A 23,152-nucleotide genomic window follows, 5' to 3' on the forward strand; every position below is an offset into this window, starting at 1 on the left:
GAGAACCGACTTCCGACGTCCGGCCCGGCGGGACCTCCACACCCTTGCCTCACCGTGTTACCCCCTCCCCCGCTGCGTCGCCATGCCTGCATGGTTGCCGCTTCCCGAAAGGTCCACGACATGGACACACACAACGGCCCGAACACCCCACTCCCGCGGACGACCACTCGCCGGGTGACCACCCTGGCGCTGGGCGTCGCCGCGGCCGTGCTGCTCGCAGGATGTTCGAGCTCCGGCGGGAAACCCGAATCGACCGGTAGCGGAATGGCCTCCGGCAGCGCCGACACCCCCCGCGCTACCATCGCCATGATCACCCACGAGGTGCCGGGCGACACGTTCTGGGACCTGATCCGCAAGGGCGCCGAAACCGCGGCGGCGAAAGACAACGTCGAACTGCGATACTCCGCAGACCCCGAGGCACCGAACCAGGCCAACCTGGTCCAGAGCGCCCTCGACAGCAAGGTCGACGGCATCGCCGTCACGCTCGCCAAGCCGGACGCGATGGCACCGGCCGTGAAGGCCGCCGTCGACGCGGGAACCCCGATCGTCGCCTTCAACGGAGGAATGGACCAGTACCAGGCACAGGGCATTTCACAGTACTTCGGTCAGGACGAGAAACTCGCCGGCATCTCGGCCGGGAAGCGCCTGACCGCCGACGGCGCGAAGAAGGCGCTGTGCGTCATCCAGGAGCAGGGCCAGATCGCACTCGAAACCCGGTGCGCGGGTGTGATCGAAGGCTTCAAGGGACAGACCGAGATCCTCAACGTCAACAGCAAGGACATGCCCTCGGTCGAGGCGACGATCACCGCGAAACTGCAGCAGGACCCCTCGATCGATCACGTCGTCGCACTCGGCGCACCAATTGCGTTGACGGCCATCCAATCCAAGGCCAACGCCGGCAGCGACGCGACGATCGTCACCTTCGACACCAACGCAGCCCTCGTCGACGCGATCAAGGCCGGCGACGTGCAGTGGGCGATCGACCAGCAGCCGTTCCTGCAGGGTTACCTCGCAGTGGACTCGCTGTGGCTGTACCTGAACAACCGCAACACCATCGGCGGCGGCACGCCCACTCTGACCGGCCCCGCCTTCATCGACCAGTCCAACATCGACTCGATCGCCGAGTACGCCAAGGCCGGAACCCGCTGAGCACGGTGCCCGGCACACCACCGCGTGCCGGGCACCGTCGGCGTCACGGAAGGAAAGTCATGTCCACACAGCAAGATCTGGACCTTGCCAGTCACAAGGTCGTCCACGACGAGCGGGTGAAGGAACAAAAACGCCTGCAACGGCTGCTGGTACGCCCGGAAGTCGGGTCCCTGTTCGGTGCGATCGCGATCTTCATCTTCTTCATGATCGTCGCACCCCCGTTCCGCAGCCCCGAGGCCCTGGCCACCGTCCTCTACGCCTCCTCCACCATCGGGATCATGGCCTGCGCGGTCGCGCTGCTGATGATCGGCGGCGAATTCGACCTCTCCGCCGGCGTCGCGGTCACCACCAGCTCCCTCGCCGCGTCGATGATCGCCTACAACCTGCACCTGAACCTGTGGGCCGGCGCCGCCCTCGCCCTGGTGGTGTCCCTCGCCGTCGGATTCTTCAACGGCTACCTGGTGATGAAAACGAAGATCCCCAGCTTCCTGATCACCCTGAGCTCGTTCCTGATGCTCACCGGCATCAACCTGGCGGTCACCAAACTGATCACCGGGCAGGTCGCCACCCCCAGCGTCTCCGACATGCAGGGCTTCGACTCGGCGAAGAAGGTATTCGCGTCCTCGTTCGTCGTAGGTGGGGTGTCCGTCCGGATCACCGTGGTGTGGTGGCTGCTGTTCACCGCGATCGCCACCTGGGTGCTGTTCAAGACCCGGATCGGGAACTGGATCTTCGCCGTCGGCGGCAACCAGGACTCCGCCCGCGCCATCGGCGTGCCGGTCACCAAGGTCAAGATCGGGTTGTTCATGACCGTCGGGTTCGCCGCCTGGTTCGTCGGCATGCACCTGCTGTTCTCGTTCAACACCGTCCAATCCGGGCAGGGAATCGGCAACGAGTTCCTGTACATCATCGCCGCGGTCATCGGCGGCTGCCTGCTCACCGGCGGCTACGGCACCGCGATCGGCGCCGCGATCGGCGCGTTCATCTTCGGGATGACCAACCAGGGCATCGTCTACGCCGGCTGGAACCCGGACTGGTTCAAATTCTTCCTCGGCGCGATGCTGCTGTTCGCGGTCATCGCCAACAACGCCTTCCGCAACTACGCCGCCAAGAGGTGACCGGTATGAGTACCACCGAACAGATCCCCGTCGACACCGAACCCGGTGGAGGCGGCAAGATCCCGCTGATCGAACTCAAACACGTCGGCAAGCAGTACGGCAACATCATCGCCCTCGAAGACATCAACCTGCGCGTCAAGGCCGGGGAGGTCACCGGTGTCCTCGGCGACAACGGGGCCGGCAAGTCCACCCTGATCAAGATCATGGCCGGCCTGCACCAGCAGAGCTCCGGGGACCTGCTCGTCGACGGCGACCCGCTGACGTTCGGGTCGCCGAAGGAGGCCCTGTCCAAGGGCATCGCCACCGTCTACCAGGACCTGGCCGTGGTGTCGCTGATGCCGGTGTGGCGGAACTTCTTCCTCGGCCAGGAACTGCGCAAGGGCCCGCTGCGGTCCCTCGACTCGAACGCGATGCGCGCCACCACCAAGGAAGAACTCCACAAGATGGGCATCGACCTGCCCGACGTCGACGCCCCCATCGGATCGCTGTCCGGCGGTCAACGCCAGTGCGTGGCGATCGCCCGGGCGATCTTCTTCGGCGCCCGCGTCCTGATCCTCGACGAGCCCACCGCCGCCCTGGGTGTCAAACAGTCCGGGATGGTCCTGCGCTACATCTCCGCCGCCAAGGAACAAGGCTTCGGGGTGGTGTTCATCACCCACAACCCGCACCACGCCTACATGGTCGGCGACCACTTCGTGCTCCTCAACCGCGGCCGCCAGAAACTGGACTGCACCTTCGACGAAATCAGCCTCGAAGAACTCACCCAGCAAATGGCCGGCGGCGACGAACTCGAAGCACTCACCCACGAACTACGGCGCTGAACCCACTCCATCATTCGCTACGACGACTGCACCGCCCCGACGCCATCGGGGCGGTGCTGTCTTGCCGTCAGGGCATGTTGTAGGGGGTGATGATGCGAATGGGTGACATCGCTGTGGTCACTCCCGACAGTCCGCCGCGTGCCTGAATCAGCATGCGGCACGCGAGGTTCGCGTCCGAACGAAGATCGTGTTCGAGGACGGCGGAGATCTTCTTGTCCCGGAGCAGTTGCCTGTTGTCCTCGTCGAGGTCGTGGGCGATGAACACGCGGCAACTGCGGCCGAGTTTCTCGAAGGCACGCACGGTCGCCGTGTTGCCGCCGCCGATCGAATAGACGGCCTCGATGTCCGGGTTACGTTCGAGGGTGTCGAGAACGAGGTGCTCGACCGTTGTGTCGAGGCCTTCGCTTTCGGAAATGTCGATCAGGGTGCGCTGCGATCCGAACCCTCCGACGCTGCCCGAGCGGCGCAGGGCGCCGCGAAATCCCATCTCGCGCTCTTCCTCTCCACGAAACGCGTTGCTGCTGAGCGTGATCAGCACACTCGAGGGGGTGTTGTACAGCCATTGCTCGAGCAGGTAGGCGGCTGTTTCCCCGGCCGCCCGGTTCTCGATGCCGACGTAGCCGACCCGACTGCTGCCCGGCACGTCGGTGGCATAGGTGACGACCGGGATCCCCGCCTCGGTGAGCCGGTCGATGGCATCGGAGACCTCCGGGGTGTCCGGCGACTTCACGATGATCCCGTGGGAGGGGCGTTTGATCAGCTTGTCGAGCACGTCGACCATGGCCGGCACCGAGCCGGTCTCCCGAAAGTGAAACCGGATCCGGACCACCGCGGGGGCGAGGGACGGCAGTACCGCCTCCACCGCCTCCCGGAAGGCTCCGGAGAATCGCGGCGGTGCCTGCATGACAACGTCGAAGAGGTATTTTCGCCCCGCCAGCCGCAGCTGGGACTGTTGTTTGTCGAGGTCGATGATCGCCTGTGCGACTTCCGCGCGAGTGCCTTCCCGCACTCCCGGACGGTTGTGGAGCACGCGGTCGACCGTCGCCTCGCTGAGGCCCGCCTGTTGGGCGATCTCCCGAACCTTGTAACGACTATGCGCCACAACTTCTCCCTCGAGGTGAAAATGATGGACAATGCCTGTTGATTGAGGCTCATGTCACAGCAAGACTAGCAGGGGTACGACGAAAGGAAAGCTGTGACGACCTGTCGGATCGGAAGCCGTGTCGGCCGAACAAGATTTCCGAACACGTTGTCCCAGCGCTACTTCCAGGACACCGCGGACCTTCCCTCGACATCCGCACGCATACTCCGGTCGCCGACCCCGGCGCCGCGGAAAGGCTTCACATGACCACGCCAGCGCAATTCGCACTTCATGCCCTGAAGCGCGACGAGGAGAATGTTTCATGTTGACCGACTCCGGCCACGTATCCGTGGCCACATCCAGTCCGACGCGCAAAAGCCGGCCCTCGAAGCGGCTCGGCTTCATCGCCTTCATCGCGACGTTCGGCGGCCTACTCTTCGGATACGACACGGGTGTCATCAACGGCGCTCTCGAACCGCTCAAGGAAGACCTCGGACTCACCGCGGTCACCGAGGGGTTCGTGGTCAGCATCCTCATCTTCGGCGCCGCGTTCGGGGCACTGATCGGCGGCCGGCTCTCCGACCGATACGGTCGCCGCCATAACATCCTGTTGCTCTCGGTCGTGTTCATGATCGGAACCCTCGGCTGCGTCCTCGCACCGACGTGGGAGGTGTTGGCGGCCTTCCGATTCGTCCTCGGCCTCGCCGTCGGCGGTGCGTCGGCAACCGTTCCTGTGTATCTGGCCGAATTGTCCCCAGCGGAACGTCGCGGCAGCATCGTTTCACGCAACGAGTTCATGATCGTCTCGGGTCAATTCGCCGCATTCGTCATCAACGCGATCATCTTCAACATCTGGGGTGAGCACGATTCGGTGTGGCGGTACATGCTGGCGGTCGCCGTGGCCCCGGCGATCGTCCTGCTGGTCGGCATGCTCCGGATGCCCGAAAGCCCCCGCTGGCTGATCTCGCAGGGCCGTCACGACGACGCGCTCGCAGTACTTCAGCAGGTCCGCACACCGGAAGAAGCCCAGGCCGAGATGGCGGAGGTCGAAGCCCTCGCCGAAGAAGAGAAGCTCACTCAGGTCGGCGGCCCGATCGACCTGTCCGTGAAGTGGATCCGGCGCCTGCTCCTGATCGGGATCGGCCTCGGGGTGTTTCAGCAGTTCACCGGCATCAACTCGGTGATGTACTACGGGACCCAGCTACTCGCGGACGCCGGTTTCTCCTCCAGCGCCGCCATCATCGCCAACACCCTCAACGGTCTGGTCAGCGTTCTCGGTATCACCATCGCGCTGAAGGTGATGAACAAGGTCAACCGTCGCACCATGCTGTTCGTCGGTTTCGCACTCATCACCGTCTTTCACCTGCTGATCGGCCTCTCGGCGGTGCTCCTGCCGGATGGCACCGTCAAGGCCTACTGCATCCTCGTATTCGTCGTCCTGTTCGTGTTCTCCATGCAGGGCACGATCGGACCACTGGCCTGGCTCATGCTCGCGGAGATCTTCCCACTGAAGATCCGCAGCTTCGCCATCGGTGTCTGCATCTTCGTCCTCTGGATCGCCAACGCCCTCGTGGCGCTGTTCTTCCCGCCGGTCGTCGCCGCCATCGGCATCGCGATGACATTCTTCATTTTTGCCGGACTCGGCCTTCTCGCACTGATCTTCACCACCCAGGTTCCCGAAACCCGCGGACGTTCCCTCGAAGAACTCGAAGACCATTTCCGCGCGAAGTACTCATGACCACACTTCGTCCAGAAGGATCCGGTCATGACAGTGCTCGTCGCGGTAACCGACACCCCCGAGGGTTCTCGAGCTCTGATCGCAGGAAAAGGGGAAGCTGAACGCCTCGGGACCACACTCTGCCGTCGCCGTTCTCAGCACGGCCTGCCTGATTGCGCCGAGCAACGCATGATCGCCGACAACAACACCGACATGCGAGCACGGCCAAGCCTATCCGGCCGTGGAGCCTTTCGCGGAGCCGACGACCTCGACGAGGTGGGTCGCCAGTTTCTCCGAGGACTGAGGGTTCTGCCCGGTGTACAGATTGCGGTCGACGACCACGTACGGACGCAGCGGGATCAATTTCTTGGAGTACTCGATGCCGGCTTCTTTCAACCTGTCCTCCAGCAACCACGGCGCTTTCTTGGCGAACCGGTTCAGTAGTTCTTCGCGGTTGGACAGTCCGGTCATCCGGTAACCGGCGAAGGCTGAGGTGCCATCCGGGTTGGTCGCGGCCAGGACCGCCGCCGGCGCGTGGCACAGCAGCGCCAGCGGTTTGCCCGACGCCAGACGGTGGGTCAGCAGATCCCCTGAAGTCTTGTCGTAGGCAAGATCTTCCATCGGACCGTGACCGCCTGGATAGAACACCAGGTCGAATTCGTCTGGGTCCACCGAATCCAGCGATGCCGGGTGGGAGAGCACATCGGCGATGCTGTCGAGGTAGCTCTTCACCTCGCGGCGCTTCCCCGGCATCCCTCCGGAGATACCGAGGCTGAGCTGATCGAGGGTCGGCGTTCTGCCGCCGGGGGTGGCCACGGCGATCTCCCATCCGGCTTCCGAGAAGATGCGGTGGGGCACCGCGAGTTCCTCGGCCCAATAGCCCGACGGATGAACGGTGCCGTCGTCGAGCGTCCAACGGTCGGCAGCGGTTACTACGAACAAGACCTTTGTCATGATGTGTTCCTCCGAAAGTCCAGTACGCGGGGCGTGCGTCCGCGTCAACCGCGTACGTGGCGACTCCACCTGGTCTTTGCCCGGGTAGTTGCGAGTGCTCGTTCCCCTCCGCCGTATAGGCGGGTTCACACGCGAGACGCACCGATCTCGCTGTGCGGCCGGGCAGCAAGCCATTTCGAGTACTGCCGAAGCGCGCGCCGTTTGACCAACTGGTCGGCAAACAGTGCGCGGGCGGGGCCGATGTTGACGGCGGGCTGCTTTCCGCGGGACAACCGGCGCAGTTGATAGCGCACCATGCCCATCCCGGCGAGGGACGCCAGCGGCTTGTCCTTCCATGTGACCGGTTTGAGCGAGGCCGTGGCGTCGGTTCCCGCGCGCCAGCGGGCCGGCAGATCGGGTGTCACAGCGAGGGCGGTGCCGATACCGACGAGCGCGACGTTGTTGGCGAGTACGTGCTCCGCGGTCTCGCGGCGGGTGATTCCCCCCGTCAGCATGAGTGGCACGGGGCTGTTCCGGGCAAGCTCGGCCGCTAATTCCAGGAAGTAGGCTTCCCTGGCCGCGGTGCGCCCGTCCACCGGGCGTCCGGACATCGCCGGGCTTTCGTAGCTGCCACCGGACACCTCGACCAGGTCGACGCCGAGTGGCGCCAGCATGGCGATCACGCTGCGGGCGTCATCGGCGTCGAACCCGCCGCGTTGGAAATCAGCGGAATTGAGTTTGACCGCGACCACGAAGGTCGGTGATACCCGTGCGCGCACCTCTCGCACGATGTCCAGGAGAATTCGCGCTCGGTTCTCCAGCGAGCCACCCCATCCGTCGGTGCGGGTGTTGACCAGTGGCGAGAGGAACTGCGACAGCAGGTAGCCGTGCGCGGCGTGGATCTCGACACCGTCGAATCCGGCCGCTTCCCCGCGCCGCGCGGTGGTTGCGAACCGGTCCACGGTGGCGTGGATCTGCTGGGCGGTCATGGCGGTCGGGCGACCGAAGTTCTTCGAGTGCTTGCCAACGTCCACAGCCCTGTCGGACGGCCCCCAGATCACGCCGGGCATGTTCGCCTGAATCTGCCGACCAGGGTGACTGATCTGCATCCACATGGCGGCACCACCGGCCTTACCCGCCTTCGCCCAGGCGGTAAACGGCCCCAGCGGCGAATCCTCGTCGAGCACAACACCCCCAGGTCCAGTGAGCGCCTCCGCGTGCACCATCACGTTCCCGGTGATCAGCACCCCGGCACCCCCGGAACCCCAGCGGCGGTACAGCTCGATCAGTCCATCGGTGGGCAGCTGACCCATGGCAGCCATCCCCTCCTCCATCGCAGCCTTCACGATTCGGTTGGGCAGCATGTGCCCGGACCTCAACGTGATCGGCTGGAACAAGTCGGTTGCGGATATTTTCTCGGACACCTCGAACCCTTTCGGCCAGAAACTTCGGGTCGACCCCTGAAGCAAGTAAGCACCGCTTACACTATGCTCGAATGTAAGCGGCGTCAACAACCCGGAAGGTTGAGCCGTGACCAAGGTGTTGACATTGCTTACATTACCGTTCTAGCTTTATGTAAGCAGTGCACACATACCGATTGGTGAAGGACCGACACATGACTTCAATCGAGCAAAACACCGTCGAGGTCGACCTGGGTGGACACGCCGTTACAGTCCCCGCCGGCGGCCTGTTCGAGCGCTTCCGGATCGACACCGACCTCGACGAGGTGGCGCGCGATCCGCGGGTCAGCGGAGTCGACTTCTTCCGGACACTTCCCAAGACCCGGGTCGAGTCCCGTATCGGGCCCACCTCGACTCCGAACTTCTATTACGCGATGTCGTCGGCGCGTCTGACCATGATCGCTCCCAGCAGAGCGATCCGGAACCGGATCCCGCGCGAGCTCGCCCCGCTGGAGATCGCTCCTGGTGTGGGTCTGGTGTCGGTGATGTTCTTCCGCTACGACGTCTGCGACATCGACTTCTACACCGAGGCAGCGGTGGGGGTCGCGGTGCGCCCCGCCCGTCACGGCAAACTCCCGGTTGCAGACGTGGCCTCCGCGCTGGCGAACGATCACCTCCACTCGTACGTGCTCTCGCTACCGGTGAACACCGACATCGCCCAGGTGCGCGGCCACCACGGCTACGGCTTTCCGAAATGGGTCACCGAGCTGGACGTGAACATCGACGACAGCCGGACCGCCGCCCGCATCGCCAACGCCGACGGCGGCGTCGACCTCGCTTTCTCCGCACCGACACCGACCCAGAAGCGCACCCGCAGCGGCGAAAAGGTGTCCACCCTGACCTCGTACACGAAGGTCGATGGCACCTGGCAGTCCACTCTGAACCAGACCAACGTGCTGGCTACCGGAACGTCGATGTTCCCGCGCGGGCTCGACTTGACCGTCGGCGACGGACGCATGGCCGACGACCTGCGCGCACTCGCGCCGATCCGCACCATCCGGTTCGACGTCAGCACCGAGGCGCAAGCCGCGTTGCACATGCCGGTCCCGTTCTCGATCCGCAACCGGTAATCGGCATCGCATCGGCTTCGACATCCGACACCACTCGACGGAGTCCCCCACCATGTCCGCTGCACAGTGGCCTGGAGTACCGGGTTGCCGACCCCGCCGGCGTGCAGGCTCTGATCGAGGCGGGCGACGTACTCGTCACCGGCGTCGGGCCCTTCGAACGCGTGGGGTGGGTAGCGGCCGAGGCCGCCGAACAAGGCAGCGCAGCAACGTGGTCCATCGACATCGGCTACTTCGCTACCGGACCTCTACGAAGGGGGCTGAGCCCGCATCGCGGTCGCGGTCGCCCGTGAGTCGTCCGGGAAGGTCCTGGCCGAGGTGGAGGTGGAAGGCCCATCGCCGCACACGGTCACGCCCGAACTCATGGCCATGGCAGCACGTCGCCTGGCTCTGAGTCTGGGACGTACCCCCGGGAGCGGAAATGTAAGCGTTGTCAACACTTGCTACATTGAGATTATGGCAACGACGATCCAGCCGTATCACCACGGCGATCTACACAACGCGCTGGTGCGCGCGGCCGTAGAACTCCTCGAAGAGGACGGCGCCGCCGAACTCTCGCTCCGCGCCGCCGCTCGACGCGCCGGCGTGTCCACTGCCGCGCCCTACCGGCATTTCTCCGACCGCGATGCTCTGTTGTCCGCCGTCGCCGCGGTCGGATACCGCGACCTGGCCGACCGGCTGGCCGCCGCGCATCCGGTTCCGACCACCGCCGATGACCTCGCGGCGATCGCCATTGCCTATGTCCAGTTCGCGCTCGCACGGCCCGGGCTGTTCCGCGTGATGTTCGCCGAACCCTGTGACCCCACCAATCCCGAGCGCGTGGCCGCGACAACGGCGATCCATGAATACGTCAAATCTATTGTGCAGCAGGCATTTCCTACTGCAGACCCAGATGCGATGGCAGATGCGGTGTGGGCGCTGGTGCACGGCTTGGCGTTCTTACACCTCGACGGCAAGTTCTCCGCCGACTCCGTTTCGGACCGGGTCCGTGCCGCGGTCCACGCCATCCTCGGGGCATCCGGCTCGTTCGCGGCCCCGCCCGACACACAGCCCTGACGCCGCCCACCCACGGCCGAATTGAGACGACAGGTTTTCCTGTTTCGCGTGATCACGTTCCGCCTCGGCGCCCCCTCAAAGGGTCTACCTGATGATCGAGGACACCAACGGCTTGGCCTACGCCGACGCCATCTGCGCAACACCCGGACTCGACGGGATCCCGATCGGTACCGCAGACCTCACGCTGTCCCTGGCCGGACTGGGTCGTCGCGCCTTCCCTCGGGGTGCACTCCCCGCGACTTGCCGCCGGTGGGGGGCTCATCGGTCACGCCTGACGCGAACTCCGATTCGACTGTGAGGCTGTGGATTTGATACCGCCTACTAGTCGTACGGTGTATCATCCGTCGTCATGGGAGTCGCAGGCGCAGCACGAGCGTTCGGCCGCCTCCAATATCGGCTCACGTCTGCGCCGTTTCGCCTGTTCGACGACGTAGCGATGCCGGCACTCTTCGATGACGGCGCCCCCGCCCGGTTGGCATACGAGTGGGTGCTGATCGAGTGCGACACGGCCGCAGCGATTCTGTTCGACGATGACGTGGCGGCCGCACACGCACAGAAGTTGCGACAGCGAAGTGCCGCCCTGCGATACGCCATCGCCCGCGGGCAACGGCAGATCCTTTGCGATACCGAGGCCGTCGCCCTCGAGCGGCACCGCGCTCGTTTCCGCGAGCGGCACCGCCGGCACGCCGGAAACACCGATTAGCCTCTGTGCGCAGCCTATTGCCGCAGGATCCGACGACCAGGAGCGCGCTGGCCGGATCGCGCGCGGACAACTGAGGGTCAGCTGGCTTTGGTGGTGAGGATCTGCACGATGTTGTCGAGGGCGATGAGAGCGGCATCGCTGTCCCGGTCGACGAGCCAGCGCAGCACCACCCCGTTCATGCACGTCAGCGCGAATCGAGCAACCTGATCGACCGGAGTGGTCCAGGTGACGTTCGCTCGCCTCGCGCACAGGGTCAGGAACGCGACGGCCTCGGCGTCCATGGTGCGGTACTGCCGCTCGGCGATCGCCCCGGCCGACACGTTGCCGGCGCTGCGTTGGCGGAGCGCGTGGGCGGTGATCTCATAGGTCAGCAGTTGATGGTTGGGGGTGGATTCGATGATCGGCCACAGTCCTCGCATTCCGGCGCGCAGCAGGTTCTCGAGGGCAGGGGTCCCGGTCAGCCCGGCGGATTCGGTGTAGTGCCCGAATGCCAGCTGCATCGCGTCGTTGACCTGCAGGATCTGGGTTTCGGCAAGCTGAGTGAGGAGAGTGTCTTTGTCGTGGAAGTGATAATGCACGATCCCGAGGGAAGTCCCCGCTGCGGCGGCGAGTGGACGCATGGTCAGCGCGTCGACGCCCTGCTCGGCCGCTATTGCCAGCGCCGCCTCGAGAAGTTGGGCGCGACGCTCATCGGCGGGGAGCTTCTTCGCCATGTGCCGAGCGTAAATGCTCGGACGCTCGGGCCGGGGGCTTATCCCACAATGATCAGCGGCGACCACGTCTGAAGGGGCGATGCACAGATCGCCGGCGCCCGCATCGCAACCTGGCGCCAACCCGATCGCGGTCACCGTATCGCCGAGAGGGCTCACTCTGTTGCGCCAGTCGATCTATGAAATCTTTCAATATTCTGATCAGTCGTCCAATTTCCTATTTTGATCACACGTCCAATTAAAGTGGGCTTTCGTTCAATTTGAGAGAAAAATTGTTTGGCATTCTATGAAACGCTTGGGGCGCCCACCGCCGATATAGGAGTAAGCGGGTTCGGTGCCCGTCGATAACAGAAAGCAAGAGGAGTGAAGGGTTCATGGGTTCTGCAGGTGTTGACATCGCCGTCGCCTTCGGGGCGTTCCTGAAGTGGTTGAGTATCACGTTCGGAGGCGGTATCGGAATTGGCTGACCAGTAATACGGTCTGGACGGCGGTGGCTCGACTCGCCAGGTGGGAGCCGAGCCACTCCGCCTCGGCCGCGGGCGACGCGTTTGTCCCGATCATCGGATCCTACTGCACCGGAGCGTCTTTCGATGGTTCGCTCGACAAACCATTCCTGGGAGTCGATCGGGCGGTGCCCGCCGTCGATTAACCTATCGGAAGACAGATCGAGCCCAGATTGAGTCCCGTCGCGACGGTGACGTTCGTGCTGCCCGTCGACTCTTTGAAGTCTCCTGTTCCTTTGAATTTGGCGCCGATGACGTGCACGCCTGTCGCATTGAAGGTGTGGTTGGCTGTGGCGGTGCCGTTCGTCACGACGGCTGCGGGAACAATTACCGTGTTCCCGTCCTTGAACTCCACCGTGCCAGCGGCGTTTACGGGCGTTATCTTCGCGGTCAGCGTGACCGGACAGGTGGTCGCGACGGTACCCTGCACGGACACCGCCGTCGCTGTATCGACAGCAACCGCTGCGGCAGGGGTGGCCATCAGGACCATCGCGCTGGCCGCGGCGCCGAGTGCGAACATTGGCGTCCTGAGCCGTCGCGTCTGCCGACGCCGAACATGCATGCCCTGGCCTACCGATCCCGGACCGGTAGTTGGACTTGCGAAGGTGATCATGGCCGCACTCCTTTGATTCGCGCCTGAGGTGAAACGCGAAGCGGACGACTACGCATCCGATAGTCCCGACGGCCGCGCGGCCGCTGATTATTACGCTACTCGTGGCAGGCATTCGTCATCAATAGCCCAACACAGACCGATCGGCCGCCCGGGAATTTGCACACATTTTGATCAGTCGTCCATTTTCCATTTTGATCACTCGTCCAACAGAATTGTTCGTTCGTTCGTTCAGTTGAAAGGGAGTCGGCGCTCTGGTTTCGATGATCGCCAAAGGCACCCCTGCGGTTATTCGCTAGAGGTGAACACCCCTCCAACCATCCCGGGAATTCGGGCCCGTTTCCACCCCCTCGGTTCGCCGCCGTCTCGATCCGCAGCCAGAAGCGATGAGGATCGGACACGGAACCCGCGGGCCAGGGCTTTGTGCAGCAGTTCGGGGAGCGCCCGCCGCAAAGCATTGAGAGCGTCGCTGCGGGCCGGTAGAAGGCGTTCATGCCGCGACGGGTCGGATCAGGATTCCCGAGCGGCAGCTGTGTCGAGAACGGCAGACCTGAGTCTGGCCGACAGGCCAAGTTTGCTCGGCGGGAGAAGGGCAAGACGGTGCTCACCGGACTTCGAACCGGCCGAGGTCCGATCCCCCACCATCCTCGCCGACGTCTGCAAGGGATGCCAGCCTACGAGGATGCCTCACCGGCGAGCCCGACAGCTGCGAGGCTTGGCGGCGGCGGTGGTAGTTCTGCTCCGAGTTCCCGAATGCGGTCCGCGGTGGCGGTCGCGGGGCCGAGGGTGCACACGAACTTGGCTCGGCGGGCCGTCACCGGTTCGGTGTTCAGGCCATCCGCCGTTGTCGGCGTGTGAGCGGTGAGGGTCATGAGCGTCCTTGATGGCGTCGTCGAGGAAGGTCGTTGCGGGCCGGTCTGGTCACAGTAGGCGGTATTGGGAGTCGATGGTGCGGACGGTGCCCGATTTCGAGCGCATGACAATGGATTCGGTGGTGGCGCCGGCGTGGGTGTAGCGCACCCCGCGCAGGAGGTCGCCGTCGGTGACGCCGGTGGCGGCGAAGAAGGCGTTGTCCCCGGCGACGAGGTCGTCGGTGGTCAGGATGCGGTCGAGGTCGTGTCCGGCGTCGAGGGCCTTGCGGCGTTCGGCGTCGCTGGTGGGGGCCAAGCGGATCCTCACCACAACCACCGCGCGAGAGCAGCCCCATTTTCTCGTGATCTACGACGATGGCGACACCGAACTCCTTCCGGTCGACGCCCCCGACGAAACCTACGAATTCGGGCCAGCCCCCACGCGTTGGAGGCCTCGACCCGACACCCCTACGACTTCGTAGAGTGCTTCCATAGCAATGAATCCTCGTTGACGATTGCTCTTTGCCGAAGAGGCCGCTCTCGGACGAGTACGACCTATCCAGTGTGCAGAAGGTCATGTCTGGCGCAGCGCCGTTGGATGCGTCCCTGGCTCGGGCGGTCGAGGAACGTTGGATTGGAGGGTGACTCAGGGCTTCGGGAGTTCGGCCAGAACGACCCCGAGTTGTTCGTTGTCTGACAGCCCCTTCGGGTCGCGCTGGGCATCACATTCCGTTTGTGCCGGATAGGCCGGGTCTGGGATACGAACTAGGCGTGCGTACTTGTCGAAGGCGACTGGCCATCAAGCCGCCAGCCGTCGCCAGTCCTCGTCTCGCTACTCGAGTCAGCGAGCAGTCGACAAATCGTCACACCATGTAATGCCCATTCGACCAGTGTGACCGCGCCTACGCTGCTGTGAGTCACCACGGACACGACAAAGCGTCGAGAACGCGTCCATTGGTCCCGCCCTGCGGCTAAGTCCCCGCAACACTGCCGAGATCTCAGGTGAGACTGTTCCAAGAGTTCGGTTCCGGTGGGTGAGACTTCCGTGGACCACGAACCGTGGAAGCCGAATTCGGTAACGACCACTACTCGCCGGCCGATCTTCAAAATGACGCACCACACCCGTTGAAAATCAACTGTGTTTACGTCGTCCGTGGTGCGCACCGTCGAGAGGATTGGACCACATGAACACTGCATTCAGGCGTCTTCCGCGACTGGGCAACCGCGCACGTCACCCTGTTCAGGGTATGGCGGCAGCAACCGCCTTCGTGCTCTGTGGGGTTATTGCTGTCACGGGCACCGCGCATGCTGATCCCGCACAACACAGCACCGAAACATTCACCGAAACATTCACTTTCGATGGACCGGTGACATGCGACGGGGGCCCGATCTACACCCTCACCGATACCCTCACCGTGACCGATGACATCGTCACCAACTCGGGTGGCCGTCTTCATGTCCGAACGACCTTGACGCAGTCGATCACCGGGATTCCGCTCGACCCCTCGCTGCCCGAAGTAACTGCGACTTCCGAAGGCCACGGCATTTCCACTACGTCGCCACAGGGTGCAGCAGCCCAGGCCTTCGTCGGAACTACGACCGCGAAATACTCTGATGGAACGCAGGTCACGACGCGAGAAGTCGATCATGTGACCGTGACACCCGACCGACGAATCCACGCTTTCTCCAGGTGTAACTGAGTCATTGCCGGTTGCAAGCTTGTGGAGCAACGTCCGACCCGACTTGCGCGTGGAGATCCGCGCGCTCTCTCGGGTACGAGTAGCTGACGGTCACGAACAATTGACTGCATCAGCTCTCACGCGAGCCCTGTCGAGGAGCTGAACGGGCCGAAGCGCCGTTCAGCGGGCACCGGGGTCCGTCTTGGGCAACGTCAAACCGGACGGCTTGCGGGTAGAGGCTCGACCATCTGTTGATGTCGTGGCTCGTCAACGAACCCATTTCCACGGCTTGTCCCAGAGTCCGGGCGGCGGCACGAACGGCAGCTGGCCCAACTGTCCCGGCGGTGGGAAGAACGGCAGCTTTGCCGGCTGTGCACCGTCCGAGCCGAGGACGACTCCCACCTTCTCGTCCACGGGCTCGGATTGCGCTGCGCGGACCCGAGCACCTCTGCGAGGTTTCGTGCCGGCGAAATAGTCGACCCGGCCGAGTACTACTTTCGACTCGGCTTCCGATTCGAGGCAGACAGTGACTCTCTTTGCGGAATCGAACACCGGTTGGGAATCGGCTCCGCAGTCCGTCATCCGCACGGAGTCCCCTGCGATGTGTATCTGGTGGGGTAACACTCGCCGAGCGACACCCACCCGCGGGCGCAGACCAACTCGCTATCGGCCGGCACCGGTGTATCTGAATCCGCGATCGTGCACGGGCGCGACGATCGGGTCATTCCCCTCGGTGCAAATCGAGCTGTCGCCCCGGCTGCGCAAACGCGTAGGCGGGTTCCGCGCCTCCTGGCGGGCGGGAGCGACACCGCGATCGGTACCCCTGGTGTCGGTGTGGGGATACTCTGGGATCACTGTCCGCCTGCGACGGGATGACTCGAGCCGGCCAGCGGTGTGGTGACGCCGACCGGGATGGGGTGTGCGATGGCCGAATTCGATCCGCTTGCCACCCAGCGTGACGACGCCGGGGACATAACGGCAGAGCTGGAGGCCGCCGGATTCACCGACCTCGAAGAGATCGGCCGCGGTGGGTTCGGCGTCGTCTACCGATGCAGTCAGCCGCATCTGGACCGCACGGTCGCGGTCAAGGTACTTGCCGTGGACCCGGACCCGGAGGATCTGGAGCGGTTCCTGCGCGAGCAGCGGGCGATGGGCCGACTGTCCGGGCACCCCCACATCGTCACCGTTCTGGAGGCGGGCACCACGCCGGCGGGCCGACCGTATCTCGTGATGCCGTATCACCGGTACGGCTCGCTCGATGCCACGATCCGCCGCACCGGCCCCCTGAGCTGGGCCGATACGCTGAATATGGGGATCGCGTTGGCCGGGGCGCTCGAGGCGGCCCACCAGGCCGGGGTCGTGCACCGCGACGTGAAACCGGCGAACGTCCTGCTGACCGAATACGGTGACGCGCAGTTGGCCGATTTCGGGATCGCCCGGATTCCCGGGGGCTTCGAGACCGGTACCGGTGTGATCACCGGTTCGCCCGCGTTCACCGCCCCCGAGGTCCTCGCCGGGCAGAGCCCCACCCCCGCGTCGGACGTCTACAGCCTGGGCGCGAGTTTGTTCTGCGCGCTGACCGGGCACGCCGCGTTCGAACGCCGGAGCGGCGAACAGCTCGTCGCCCAGTTCGTCCGGATCACCACCGAGCCGGTGCCGGACTTGCGGGATCCGGCCATTCCCGATGCGGTGACGGCCGTGATCGGACACGCCATGGCCACAGAACCCACGGCGCGGCCACGCACGGCGGCGGAGTTCGGGGACGAATTGCGCGACGCTCGGACCCGGGCTGGAGCGCATGCCGAGGAAGACCCGCCGCTCCGCGGTCCCGCAGATGTGTATGTAGGTTCGCCGACCTCGGTGTCCGTGCCGGCCGAGCCGCTCGCCGGCACGCAACGGAGGAGGTTTGCGCCGCCGTCCCCGGCGACGAAGTTCCGGCCACCCACCGCACCGAAGGCCCTGGTACCCCGGGCACGGCTGCTCGAGGCTTTACGGGCCGCGAGGCGGCGGCGGCTGGTGCTCATCCATGCTCCCGCCGGATACGGCAAGTCCACGCTCGCGGCCCAGTGGCGCGAGGTGCTCGTCGAGGGAGGCACGGTAGTGGCGTGGCTCTCCGTCGACAACGACGACAACAACCTCGTGTGGTTTCTCGCGCATCTGATCGAGGCGATCCGGCGTGTGCAGCCCACTCTGGGTCACGATCTCGGTCAGGTGCTCGAGGACCGCGGCGACGACGCCGACCGCTACGTGCTGACCTCACTGGTCAACGAGGTGCACGACCGGGGGCTGCCGGTGGCGGTGGTGATCGACGACTGGCACCGGGTCACCGATTCCGCGACCCTCGCCGCCCTGGGCTACCTGCTCGACAACGGCTGCCACCACCTCCAGCTCATCGTCACCAGCCGGACCCGATCCGGACTGCCGCTCGGTCGAATGAAGGTTCGCGACGAACTGGTCGAGGTCACGGCCGCGGACCTGCGGTTCGATCTCGACGAATCCACCCGCTTTCTCGTGGACGTGAACGGACTTGCCCTCGAAGCCACCGAGCTCGCGGCGCTGACCCGCTCCACCGACGGATGGGTCGCCGCACTGCAGCTCGCGTCCCTGTCGCTCCGCGGCAGATCCGGAGCAGGAGAGTTGATCGCGCACCTGTCGGGCCGACATCATGCCATCGGTGAGTTCCTGGCCGAGAACGTTCTGAATGCACTCGAACCCGAACTGCTCGACTTCCTGATGGCCACTTCGGTTCCGGAACGAGTCTGCGGCGAACTCGCGGGGATCCTTGCCGACACGACCCGCGGGCAGGCGCTGCTCGAGGAGGTCGAAGAGCGGGATCTGTTCCTGCGCAGCCTCGACGACGACGGCGACTGGTTCCGCTATCACCACCTGTTCGCCGAGTTTCTCCGACGCCGGCTCGAGCGCGACGCACCCGAGCGGCTCGTCCGGTTGCACCGGAAAGCGTCGGACTGGTTTGCCGGCCACAACGCGCTCGGTGAGTCGGTCGATCATGCACTGGCCGCCGGCGATGACGACCGTGCCGTAGACCTGATCGAGTCGCACGCGATGCCCTTGATCGAAAGCTCGAAGATGGGCACGGTCCTCGCGCTGGTCACGAAACTGCCCGCATCGCTCGCACAGAACCGGGCCCGGCTCCAGTTGATCGTGGCGTGGGCCAACGTCCTGCTGCATCGCCTCGAGCCGATGCAGGTAGCCCTGGCGCGAGTCGAAGCCGCCCTCGACGAGCACACCCTGACGGACGCGCAGGCGATCGATCTACGGGTGGAGGCAGCGGTCATCGCCGACGTCGGCCGGTGTCACGCCGACGTCATCGACGAGGCCGGCGAGCAGGTCCGTGAATGCCTGGAACGACCGGACACCCTGCCGCCCTTCGTCGTCGCCGCCGCGGCCGACATCACCTCGTTTGCAGAGATCTGCAGCTTCGAGTTCGCCGCCGCCCGTCGCCGGCAGGCCTGGGCGCGGCGCTATCACGAGCAGACCCGCGGCCCGCATTTCGGGATGATCGGGTACTGTTTCGCCGGCATCGCCGACAACGAACTTCTCGACGTCGCCGCCGCCGAGGGCCACTTCCGGGCCGCGTGGGACCTCGCCGTTGCCTCGGTCGGAGTCCACTCGTACGCGGCACAGCTGTCCGGTGCCCTGCTCGGCGACCTGCTGTATCAGCGGGGCAGGATCGATGAGGCCGAGCAACTGCTGGATGCCAGTTACCGACTCGGCGCCGAGGGCGGAGTCGTAGATTTCATGCTCGCCAGTTACGGCACCGGAGCCCGGATCAAGGCCTTACGTGGGGACATGCCCGCGGCGGTGCAGCGGTTGGACGAGGGTGCCGACACCGCCCGGAAGTTGTCACTGCCGCGGCTCGCCGCGCGGATCGACAACGAGCGGATTCGCTGCGGATTGGAACCGGGCACCGAATTCCGCACTCGCACCGAGCGATCGACGGCACAACACCGACCCGCAGACCTCGGCACAAGGACAACCGAGCTCGACGAAGACTCCCAGATCCGGCTGCTCCTGACCGCACACGACTACGACCAAGCCTGTGCCCGTTCGGAAGCGGTGGTCCAGGCACTCGAAACAGCGCGGCGACCGCGGGCCCTCCTCGAGGCCAAGATACTGCTCGCCCAGTGCCTGGCAGCCGCGGGCAGGGGCACGGACGCGAAACAGGTCCTCATTCCCGTTGCCGCCGACTGCGCCGAATACGGACTGCCCCGCCTGGTCGCCGACGGCGGCGAACCCGTCACCGGACTCCTCGCCGACATCGCCGACGATCAACGCCGCGGCCGCTGGCAGCCCGACTGGCCGTCCATCCCGGAGACCTTCCTTGCCCGGACGCTTCCGTCCTAGTCGTAGGGAACTGGAAATTCGTTCCGTGCGCGGAGCCGGAACGCCTGGTCAGATAGATCTTCGGCTCGAACGTTCATCAGATTGTATGAACCGGCACCTTCACCGTTAGCGCGTTTGCGCATAGTGAACGCACGCCCGGGCGGCAAGGGTGATTGCCATCACACGCTCGATCCCGCCCGCGATTACGACGGACGCGGGCACGCACCTGATGAAGGGAATGCCATGGGTACAACTCCGGACGGAGGCCATCAACTCAAGCCCGGCCTCAAACAGCGTCACCTGACCATGCTCTCGCTCGGTGGAGTCATCGGTGCGGGGTTGTTCGTCGGTTCGAGCGCAATCATCAACCAGGCCGGGCCGCTCGCGTTCATCACGTACGCCATCACGGGACTGATCGTGCTGCTGGTGATGCGCATGCTCGGCGAAATGGCCGCCGCCAAACCGTGTTCCGGTTCGTTCACCGACTACGCGCGGATGGCGTGGGGCGAATGGGCGGGGTTCTCGACGGGGTGGCTCTACTGGTACTTCTGGGTCATCGTCGTCGGATTCGAGGCCGTCGTCGGCGGTCAGATGATCAACAAATGGATCCCGTCGATACCGGTGTGGGCCATCGCCCTCACCCTGATGATGGTCATGACCGCCGTGAACTTGCTCTCGGTCGGCGCATTCGGTGAAGCCGAATACTGGTTCGCCAGCATCAAAGTCGTCGCCATCGTCGCCTTCATCACCGTCGCCGCCCTCTTCGTGTTCGGTCTCTGGCCCGGCGCAAACGTCGACTTCGGCAACTTCACCGACCACGGCGGCCTCCTCCCGAACGGCCTCGCCACCCTGTTCATCGGCGTGGTGGTGGTCATCTTCTCGATGACCGGCGTCGAGGTCGTCACGATCGCGGCCGCCGAATCGGCGGAGCCGGCGAAATCGATCCGCAAGGCCGTCAATTCGGTGGTGTTCCGCATCCTCGCCTTCTTCGTCATCTCGACGTTCCTGATCGCCGTCATCGTGCCGTGGGACTCGGTGGTTCCGGGGGAATCGCCGTTCGTCGCGGCCCTGGATCGGATCGGCATTCCGGGTACGGCGGACCTGCTCAACCTCGTCATCCTGGTTGCGGTGCTCTCGGTCCTGAACTCCGGTCTCTACACGTCCTCGCGGCTGCTGTTCGTCATGGGCGGACGCGGCGACGCTCCGGCGTGGATGACCTCGACCAACAAGCGAGGTGTCCCGGTGAAGGGGATCCTCTCGTGCACGGTGGTCGGCTACGGATGCGTGGTGCTCGCCGCCCTGTTCCCGGACACGGTGTTCCTCTTCCTGATCAACGCCTCCGGTGCGGTGTTCCTGTTCGTGTACTTCATGATCTGCATCTCCGAGCTCCGGCTGCGTCGCCGGTGGGAGAAAGAAAACCCGGGTGGCCTCGAGTTCCGGATGTGGCTGTACCCTGGCCTGCCGATCCTGGTCACCGTCGCGATCGTTGCGGTGCTGGTCAGCATGGGCCTGCGCGACGCCAACCGGATCGAGCTGATGCAGGGCGTCGCCGTCTGGGTGGTGCTGACGGTCATCTACCTGGTGAAGAAGAGGGCCCGCACCGCCCGCGGATCCCGTGACCTCGATACCGCCCGCTCAGCCGACGTCGAGACTCCGCCCTCCCCCGTCCATCCCTCCTAGCGAATCACCCGACCCGGAAACACATCGACGGCGTCTGCCGTCGATGTGTTTCTCGTCGTCCGGGCCTACGGGACCGCCTCCCGGTTACTCGAGAAGGTCGTCGAGTGAGAGCTTGGCACGTTCGGCCCCGGACAGCGTGAGCCAGAGCATCGCCGACCCTTCGGTGGAGGTGGGTTTGAGACCGGTGAGTTGCTCGACGCGACGCAGCCGGTAGACCAGGGTCTGCCGGTGAATGTTCAGCTCGTCGGCGCTCTTCTGCCAGGCGCCGTCGTTGCGGAGGAACACCCGCACCGAGTCCAGCAGGCTTCCTTCGTTGTCCTTGTCGTGGGTGATGAGCGGGCCGAGGACCCGGCGCACGAGGGTGCGGGTGTCCTCGATGCTGCGCGGGAGGAAGCTGACGTCGTCACGGTCGTCCCCGTAGACGTTGACCGTCTGTCCCTGCTCGTGCGCGCGGGCCACCGCGAGCTGAGCTTGACGTGCCGCTTCGGCGACACTGGAATTCGCGGTCAGGGCGGTGCTGACACCGACGGCGCAGTCCGGGCCGAGTTTGGCACTGATCGTGGCCAGCAACTCGAGGTCACGCGGCACCAGCCCCATCAGCATCGTCCCGGACGGCAACAGAAGCGGCGCATACTGCTGCAGACACACCTGCCGATGTATCGACTCATGATGCAGCACAGCGCTTTCCCCAGGGCTCCAGCACGCGATCGCCGTGGCATCGGGCATACCCCGGTGCCGCAGTTCGGGCCACACCGCGGCGAGCGTGACGGTCTCGTCGAGCAGTCCGAGCAGTAGGTCCTGCCCGGAGGCGCGGAGTCGGTCGCGTTCGGCGGCATGGTGCTCGAGTTCGAGGGCGATCAAACCGCCGACATGCTGGAGAAGCGGCCGGTCGTTGACCGGATTGCGGCCGGCACGGGCGGTCAGCACGACGTCCCCGGCGCCCGGGATGGGAATGTTGACGCGCTCGGGCAACGAGTCCTGATCGACGGTGCGCTGGTGCAGGGCCAGGCGTCCGCTGACCACGACCTCTCCCCCGGCGTCGTGATCCCGCACTTCGAGCGCCCACCCGGTGGTGCCTTCGAGCGTGGAGATCCGGTCACCGAAGCTGCCACGGGCGTGGAGGGACTGCCAGTACACGTCGTAGAGGCGGGTGATGGTTGCCAGACGTTGGCGTTCGGATTCGACGGCGCTTTCGATGACGGTCCGTGCCAACGTGACGAACTGCAGGTCGAAGCTCGCGGACAGCACCGGGAACCTCCGCTCACGCGCGACGTCCAACAGCGCGGGCGCGACTTCCGGGGTGCCGGGCCCTCGTGCGATCACCAGGGCACTGACCTGGCTGTCGATGAGGTGGGCCATCCACTCGGACTGCTCCGCGGGATTGTCCGGCAGCCCGCCGCCGGTCGTCATGACCAGGTCGCCGCTTTCGAACCACAGCCACGGATCGGGGAGGTCGCACGCGTGCGCCCAGGTCACCAGGCGGGTACCGCCGCTCTCGCCGGCGAGATACCGCAACCCGAGCGACGGGATCGCGACCAGTTGATCGACGGAGATCACCGCCCTCACCTCCTCATACAAACGTACAGCGCGCCGGGTCGAAGTCTGTGAATCCGGAGTATGTCGGGGCTCACATGCTGACACGACACTGGAGTCCGACGCACGAAACGAAT

The 23,152-nt window shown here is 65.0% G+C and carries 20 protein-coding genes and 1 pseudogene; 12 read left to right on the top strand and 9 right to left on the bottom strand.

Features of this window, described 5'->3' with window-relative positions; all coding sequences use genetic code 11:
• The first annotated feature begins 120 nt into the window (after positions 1-120).
• The 3 genes from JWS13_RS15280 to JWS13_RS15290 are packed head-to-tail and all read left to right on the top strand — an operon-like array spanning position 121 to position 3,088.
• Entirely contained in the window at positions 121-1,149 is a 1,029-nt protein-coding gene (locus JWS13_RS15280; RefSeq protein WP_241032207.1) for a substrate-binding domain-containing protein, read from the top strand.
• Between the two features lie 59 nt (positions 1,150-1,208).
• Positions 1,209-2,267 (top strand): ABC transporter permease, encoded by a 1,059-nt coding sequence (locus tag JWS13_RS15285; RefSeq protein ID WP_087559484.1) that lies wholly within the window; start codon positions 1,209-1,211, stop codon positions 2,265-2,267.
• A gap of 5 nt (positions 2,268-2,272) precedes the next feature.
• Entirely contained in the window at positions 2,273-3,088 is an 816-nt protein-coding gene (locus JWS13_RS15290) for an ATP-binding cassette domain-containing protein (RefSeq protein ID WP_206006421.1), read from the top strand.
• A gap of 67 nt (positions 3,089-3,155) precedes the next feature.
• Here JWS13_RS15290 and JWS13_RS15295 read toward each other — a convergent pair whose 3' ends face one another.
• Positions 3,156-4,190 carry a LacI family DNA-binding transcriptional regulator gene (locus tag JWS13_RS15295; RefSeq protein WP_206006422.1) on the bottom strand — a complete coding sequence of 345 codons (1,035 nt, stop codon included), beginning with the start codon at positions 4,188-4,190 and terminating at the stop codon, positions 3,156-3,158.
• 301 nt (positions 4,191-4,491) lie between these two features.
• Between JWS13_RS15295 and JWS13_RS15300 the strand changes: the two genes are divergently transcribed.
• Positions 4,492-5,907 (top strand): sugar porter family MFS transporter, encoded by a 1,416-nt coding sequence (locus JWS13_RS15300; protein ID WP_206006423.1) that lies wholly within the window; start codon positions 4,492-4,494, stop codon positions 5,905-5,907.
• A gap of 210 nt (positions 5,908-6,117) precedes the next feature.
• On the opposite strand, the gene JWS13_RS15305 is transcribed toward JWS13_RS15300, so the two are convergent.
• Positions 6,118-6,840, bottom strand: a complete 723-nt coding sequence (locus JWS13_RS15305; protein ID WP_206006424.1) for a type 1 glutamine amidotransferase domain-containing protein — start codon at positions 6,838-6,840, stop codon at positions 6,118-6,120.
• 125 nt (positions 6,841-6,965) lie between these two features.
• Positions 6,966-8,243, bottom strand: a complete 1,278-nt coding sequence (locus JWS13_RS15310) for an NADH:flavin oxidoreductase/NADH oxidase family protein (protein WP_206006425.1) — start codon at positions 8,241-8,243, stop codon at positions 6,966-6,968.
• 191 nt (positions 8,244-8,434) lie between these two features.
• Here JWS13_RS15310 and JWS13_RS15315 point away from each other — a divergent pair, with 191 nt between their 5' ends.
• The 4 genes from JWS13_RS15315 (at position 8,435) to JWS13_RS15335 (ending at position 11,105) form a co-directional block, all read left to right on the top strand.
• Positions 8,435-9,349 (top strand): acetoacetate decarboxylase family protein, encoded by a 915-nt coding sequence (locus JWS13_RS15315; protein WP_206006426.1) that lies wholly within the window; start codon positions 8,435-8,437, stop codon positions 9,347-9,349.
• A 101-nt stretch (positions 9,350-9,450) separates the two neighbouring features.
• Complete coding sequence (locus tag JWS13_RS45520; RefSeq protein ID WP_241032209.1) at positions 9,451-9,639, top strand: hypothetical protein; 189 nt, start codon at positions 9,451-9,453, stop codon at positions 9,637-9,639.
• Between the two features lie 163 nt (positions 9,640-9,802).
• Complete coding sequence (locus JWS13_RS15325) at positions 9,803-10,402, top strand: TetR/AcrR family transcriptional regulator (protein WP_206011610.1); 600 nt, start codon at positions 9,803-9,805, stop codon at positions 10,400-10,402.
• A gap of 349 nt (positions 10,403-10,751) precedes the next feature.
• Entirely contained in the window at positions 10,752-11,105 is a 354-nt protein-coding gene (locus JWS13_RS15335; RefSeq protein ID WP_206006427.1) for a hypothetical protein, read from the top strand.
• Between the two features lie 77 nt (positions 11,106-11,182).
• Here the strand turns inward: JWS13_RS15335 and JWS13_RS15340 are convergent, their stop codons facing one another.
• The 4 genes and pseudogenes from JWS13_RS15340 to JWS13_RS15355 form a co-directional block, all read right to left on the bottom strand.
• Positions 11,183-11,818, bottom strand: coding sequence for a TetR family transcriptional regulator (locus JWS13_RS15340; protein ID WP_206006428.1), 636 nt, complete (start codon positions 11,816-11,818; stop codon positions 11,183-11,185).
• A gap of 642 nt (positions 11,819-12,460) precedes the next feature.
• Entirely contained in the window at positions 12,461-12,931 is a 471-nt protein-coding gene (locus JWS13_RS15345; RefSeq protein ID WP_206006429.1) for an Ig-like domain-containing protein, read from the bottom strand.
• Between the two features lie 671 nt (positions 12,932-13,602).
• The gene (locus JWS13_RS15350) at positions 13,603-13,800 is read right to left on the bottom strand and encodes a hypothetical protein (protein ID WP_206006430.1); all 198 of its coding nucleotides are present in this window, start codon (positions 13,798-13,800) and stop codon (positions 13,603-13,605) included.
• A 49-nt stretch (positions 13,801-13,849) separates the two neighbouring features.
• Positions 13,850-14,098: pseudogene (locus tag JWS13_RS15355) on the bottom strand (fructose-bisphosphatase class II); the annotation flags it as partial.
• A gap of 865 nt (positions 14,099-14,963) precedes the next feature.
• On the opposite strand from JWS13_RS15355, the gene JWS13_RS15360 reads away from it, so the two are divergent.
• Entirely contained in the window at positions 14,964-15,479 is a 516-nt protein-coding gene (locus JWS13_RS15360) for a hypothetical protein (protein WP_206006431.1), read from the top strand.
• Between the two features lie 246 nt (positions 15,480-15,725).
• On the opposite strand, the gene JWS13_RS45525 is transcribed toward JWS13_RS15360, so the two are convergent.
• Positions 15,726-15,872 carry a hypothetical protein gene (locus JWS13_RS45525; protein ID WP_241032210.1) on the bottom strand — a complete coding sequence of 49 codons (147 nt, stop codon included), beginning with the start codon at positions 15,870-15,872 and terminating at the stop codon, positions 15,726-15,728.
• Between the two features lie 9 nt (positions 15,873-15,881).
• On the opposite strand from JWS13_RS45525, the gene JWS13_RS46440 reads away from it, so the two are divergent.
• The 3 genes from JWS13_RS46440 to JWS13_RS15375 all read left to right on the top strand — a co-directional run bounded on the left by JWS13_RS46440 (position 15,882) and on the right by JWS13_RS15375 (position 21,482).
• Positions 15,882-16,079 carry a DUF3237 family protein gene (locus JWS13_RS46440; protein WP_420855005.1) on the top strand — a complete coding sequence of 66 codons (198 nt, stop codon included), beginning with the start codon at positions 15,882-15,884 and terminating at the stop codon, positions 16,077-16,079.
• 303 nt (positions 16,080-16,382) lie between these two features.
• Positions 16,383-19,823, top strand: coding sequence for a serine/threonine-protein kinase (locus JWS13_RS15370; protein ID WP_206006432.1), 3,441 nt, complete (start codon positions 16,383-16,385; stop codon positions 19,821-19,823).
• A gap of 222 nt (positions 19,824-20,045) precedes the next feature.
• Positions 20,046-21,482 (top strand): amino acid permease, encoded by a 1,437-nt coding sequence (locus JWS13_RS15375; RefSeq protein WP_241032211.1) that lies wholly within the window; start codon positions 20,046-20,048, stop codon positions 21,480-21,482.
• Positions 21,483-21,566: 84 nt separating this feature from the next.
• Here JWS13_RS15375 and JWS13_RS15380 read toward each other — a convergent pair whose 3' ends face one another.
• Complete coding sequence (locus tag JWS13_RS15380; protein WP_206006433.1) at positions 21,567-23,039, bottom strand: PucR family transcriptional regulator; 1,473 nt, start codon at positions 23,037-23,039, stop codon at positions 21,567-21,569.
• Positions 23,040-23,152 lie beyond the last annotated feature (113 nt).

The organism is Rhodococcus pseudokoreensis, assembly GCF_017068395.1.
In the GTDB taxonomy this organism is placed as follows: domain Bacteria; phylum Actinomycetota; class Actinomycetes; order Mycobacteriales; family Mycobacteriaceae; genus Rhodococcus_F; species Rhodococcus_F pseudokoreensis.

Coding starts and splice junctions, on each gene's coding strand:
- JWS13_RS15325 (WP_206011610.1), top strand. CDS start 9,803: ATGGCAACGACGATCCAGCCGTATCACCACGGCGATCTACACAACGCG.
- JWS13_RS15350 (WP_206006430.1), bottom strand. CDS start 13,800: ATGACCCTCACCGCTCACACGCCGACAACGGCGGATGGCCTGAACACC.
- JWS13_RS15285 (WP_087559484.1), top strand. CDS start 1,209: ATGTCCACACAGCAAGATCTGGACCTTGCCAGTCACAAGGTCGTCCAC.
- JWS13_RS15340 (WP_206006428.1), bottom strand. CDS start 11,818: ATGGCGAAGAAGCTCCCCGCCGATGAGCGTCGCGCCCAACTTCTCGAG.
- JWS13_RS15345 (WP_206006429.1), bottom strand. CDS start 12,931: ATGATCACCTTCGCAAGTCCAACTACCGGTCCGGGATCGGTAGGCCAG.
- JWS13_RS15280 (WP_241032207.1), top strand. CDS start 121: ATGGACACACACAACGGCCCGAACACCCCACTCCCGCGGACGACCACT.
- JWS13_RS15305 (WP_206006424.1), bottom strand. CDS start 6,840: ATGACAAAGGTCTTGTTCGTAGTAACCGCTGCCGACCGTTGGACGCTC.
- JWS13_RS15360 (WP_206006431.1), top strand. CDS start 14,964: ATGAACACTGCATTCAGGCGTCTTCCGCGACTGGGCAACCGCGCACGT.
- JWS13_RS15315 (WP_206006426.1), top strand. CDS start 8,435: ATGACTTCAATCGAGCAAAACACCGTCGAGGTCGACCTGGGTGGACAC.
- JWS13_RS15375 (WP_241032211.1), top strand. CDS start 20,046: ATGGGTACAACTCCGGACGGAGGCCATCAACTCAAGCCCGGCCTCAAA.
- JWS13_RS15290 (WP_206006421.1), top strand. CDS start 2,273: ATGAGTACCACCGAACAGATCCCCGTCGACACCGAACCCGGTGGAGGC.
- JWS13_RS15300 (WP_206006423.1), top strand. CDS start 4,492: ATGTTGACCGACTCCGGCCACGTATCCGTGGCCACATCCAGTCCGACG.
- JWS13_RS15335 (WP_206006427.1), top strand. CDS start 10,752: ATGGGAGTCGCAGGCGCAGCACGAGCGTTCGGCCGCCTCCAATATCGG.
- JWS13_RS15370 (WP_206006432.1), top strand. CDS start 16,383: ATGGCCGAATTCGATCCGCTTGCCACCCAGCGTGACGACGCCGGGGAC.